This is a genomic window from Falsochrobactrum ovis, assembly GCF_003259955.1.
Taxonomy (GTDB): domain Bacteria; phylum Pseudomonadota; class Alphaproteobacteria; order Rhizobiales; family Rhizobiaceae; genus Brucella; species Brucella ovis_A.
In genome coordinates this window covers 1-2,755 of record NZ_QLMK01000036.1, presented here as the reverse complement: position 1 = coordinate 2,755, position 2,755 = coordinate 1, and the positions used below count along the sequence as shown (strand labels likewise).

Below are 2,755 nucleotides of genomic sequence, written 5' to 3'. Positions count from 1 at the left end.
GAAGCTTTCGATGCATGGAAAATTGCGGCCTGTTTCGCCTGAATATCTACGAGCCACGGGCCTTTCCGGTCAGAGAAACTTAACGTGACAACACCGACGGACGAGATGAAGGCTGAACGGGTTCAGCTTGTGCTGCCCAGGAGCCTGCACCCGACCTACACGGCGGCACAGCAGGTCTGGCTCATGGATGTGGAGTCATTCACCCGGCTGGTGAAGCAAAGGCAGAACGCCTGATCCTATCCGTCATCTCCAGCACCCGTCTGATGGGCACGGCCTGATTGAATGCGCCCTTGCCGAAGCTGACCATGCCCACAGCCTCGCCTCTGGTGTTGAACACCGGGCCGCCGGAGTTACCGCCAGTCGCAGGGGCGTCGATCTGCATCATGGGCTGCGTCTGGAACATCCCGGAGGCCTCGCCGTAGCGGCTCACGATCCCGGCCAACAGGGAAAAGCCCCAGCCGTTGGGCGCGCCCACGGCCGCGATGGCCTGCCCCTGCCGGGGCATGGCAGGCGCTGGCGTCACCGGCCGGCCTGGCTCGCCCTCGATGCGCAGCAAGGCCACGTCCAGGGATGGATCAACCCCGGCCACGCGGGCCGGCCGCCATTCGCCCGATGCCAGCTTGACGCGCACCGCCTCGGTGCCGCTGAGAACATGCCCGACGGTCGCCACCTGGCGGCCGTCACCGATCAGGATTTCTGCGACAGGTCAGCACGTGAAATCGCTAATCAGGCCCGTTTTTCAGCCAGATAGTCGCGCCGAAGCTGCGGATAGACGATATGGCGATAACGCCATTGCAGCCAGCACAAGCCAACGGCCGCCGCCGCGTTCATGATGGTTTCCAAGGGCCTTTCTGCGGTCAAAAGGTCAGGAACCATCAGCAAGAATGCAAGGCACAGCAGCACCCCCATCACCGCAAATAACGCCGCGAGGCCCTTCTGAACCGCCCGGTTGATACGGGTGAATCTGGCCCTGAACTTATCGGCCATTGCCGCCTCCTGTTTTCAGTGTCTGCTTTCGCTTGATTTCCTTTCCCGGTTCCCAAATATCGCCCTTCGCGTGCCGCTCGACATACTCGCGGATAAGATCGCGCAGCACGCGACTGGGGATGACGTTGTTTTGCCGGGCGACCGCCTCAAATTGAGCTTTCAATTCCGGGTCAATGGCCGCTCTGATGATGTCGCCGCCAGAAGGCGAATAGACCGCGCCATAGTTCAGGCGCTTCTTGGACGCCCGCCAGATGTATTCGCGGATGAGGTCTCGCAAAACTTGGCTTACCACTCGGTCTTGACGCTCAACAGCCCGCCTAAACCGCGTTTTTAGGTCGGGCGATATAACGGCTTTAATGATCTGCATCTCACCCGCCATAAAACGCCTCTTGTAGTGTCCCTGTAGTGTTGGCGGGCCAGCATTCATGCGGGTTTGCGGCCGTTTTGTAGTGGTCGAACACTACAGTGGCCCATGATGCAAACCACAAAATCCCTTTACAAATCAATGTATTACGCCGCACCTGGAGGTGCGTATTGTCTATAGACGGGTTAAGGGCCAACAGATGGTCATTTTTTCTTTTCCGCTTTGTCCTGGGCAGGCCCGACCCCAAGAGGGTTGAACCTTGGCCCCAATGCGCTCCGCGCATTGGGATGATGCAACCATGAAGCGGAAATGATGCGAGGGTGATGCAACAGTTATGCATGTGTCTCACCCCGCTTTGCGGCCTCGGAAGTAGCCCACAGCAGCGCGAGTCACACCGGTTGCACCCGTTGCCATCTGAGCAACACCACGCGCCGCATTGGCGGTTGCACGGGGAGCGGCCATAGCACCGCGAGTAACGGCACGAGCGCCGCGATAGGCACTTGATGCCCCGCCTCGCATGGCTCGCAATTCGTACCAGTAGCTGATGCCAATACCGCTAGCCAAACCGCTTGCAATGTTCGGAAGTTGAAGCAACAGACCTACCGAAACGACGGAAATCACCATCATGCCAATGAGCGTGTACCCGACGTTTTGCACCCCGTCTAAATCGGCCTGTTCCATGTACCCGCCATAGATTTGCATTAGCAGCGTGAACACCACCGCAAACAGCACAATCGTCAGCACATAGTTGAGCACTTGAGACGCCCACAGCTCGAAGAAACGAGCGGTTGGCTGCCAGAGGAGGGCGAGGATGAACAGCGGCCCGAGACCAACCAGAATTGCCAAAGCGACCTTGGCAACAATCAGAAAAACAGCGCCGACTCCGACCACCGCAGTCAAAGCAATCGCAGACACAATACCAATCGCGGCATAGGTCAAACCGTCAGAGCTGAAGAAGCCCGATTCCTCAAACGCTTTGGACACATATTCCGCGCCTTGACCCGCAGCATTGTCGATGATGTTGGCTGCAGATGCGCCACCTGCATTCCCGGAAATTGCCTGCGCTAATCCGTCAGGGGTAGCCATGATCGCGTCTGCGATTTGTGACTGATACAGACCACCGGCCAGGGCAATCGAAACGATGATGCCAATTCGTAAACAGCGGTGCAGGAAATCAGCCACCGGCATATCAACAGCGCCGCGGATAACGAGCATGCCATAAGCGATAAGCGACAGCGTTAGGCTCAGGACTCATTGCTCATAGCCAGAAGATAACGGTTGCGGCGAGAGCGATGGCAGAGAAGAAGGTCATAGGGCACCTGTCGTAGCGCGTAGCGACACGTCGCCAGTCTTTTAGACGCCCGAACATGATCTCGATCCGGTTGCGCCGTTTGTAGCGGCGCT

The 2,755-nt window shown here is 58.2% G+C and carries 6 protein-coding genes; 1 reads left to right on the top strand and 5 read right to left on the bottom strand.

Annotated features, from left to right (window positions below; translation table 11 throughout):
* The first annotated feature begins 84 nt into the window (after positions 1–84).
* Positions 85–234, top strand: a complete 150-nt coding sequence (locus C7374_RS16630) for a type II restriction endonuclease (protein WP_210205164.1) — start codon at positions 85–87, stop codon at positions 232–234.
* Here the strand turns inward: C7374_RS16630 and C7374_RS15775 are convergent.
* The 5 genes from C7374_RS15775 to C7374_RS15755 form a co-directional block, all read right to left on the bottom strand.
* Positions 200–688: a S1C family serine protease gene (locus C7374_RS15775; RefSeq protein ID WP_280970297.1), complete on the bottom strand. Its 489-nt coding sequence runs from the start codon at positions 686–688 to the stop codon at positions 200–202. The genes C7374_RS16630 and C7374_RS15775 overlap by 35 nt on opposite strands.
* A 38-nt stretch (positions 689–726) precedes the next feature.
* Positions 727–987, bottom strand: a complete 261-nt coding sequence (locus C7374_RS15770) for a hypothetical protein (protein WP_111576542.1) — start codon at positions 985–987, stop codon at positions 727–729.
* Positions 977–1,366: a hypothetical protein gene (locus C7374_RS15765; protein ID WP_146612755.1), complete on the bottom strand. Its 390-nt coding sequence runs from the start codon at positions 1,364–1,366 to the stop codon at positions 977–979. Before C7374_RS15765 ends, C7374_RS15770 begins: the two co-directional genes overlap by 11 nt.
* 330 nt (positions 1,367–1,696) lie before the next feature.
* Entirely contained in the window at positions 1,697–2,566 is an 870-nt protein-coding gene (locus tag C7374_RS15760) for a TrbL/VirB6 family protein (protein WP_111576540.1), read from the bottom strand.
* A 43-nt stretch (positions 2,567–2,609) separates the two neighbouring features.
* A partial coding sequence (locus C7374_RS15755; protein WP_146612710.1) for a transposase occupies positions 2,610–2,755 on the bottom strand: 146 nt, incomplete at its 5' end.

Coding starts and splice junctions, on each gene's coding strand:
- C7374_RS15770 (WP_111576542.1), bottom strand. CDS start 987: ATGGCCGATAAGTTCAGGGCCAGATTCACCCGTATCAACCGGGCGGTT.
- C7374_RS15765 (WP_146612755.1), bottom strand. CDS start 1,366: ATGGCGGGTGAGATGCAGATCATTAAAGCCGTTATATCGCCCGACCTA.
- C7374_RS15760 (WP_111576540.1), bottom strand. CDS start 2,566: ATGCTCGTTATCCGCGGCGCTGTTGATATGCCGGTGGCTGATTTCCTG.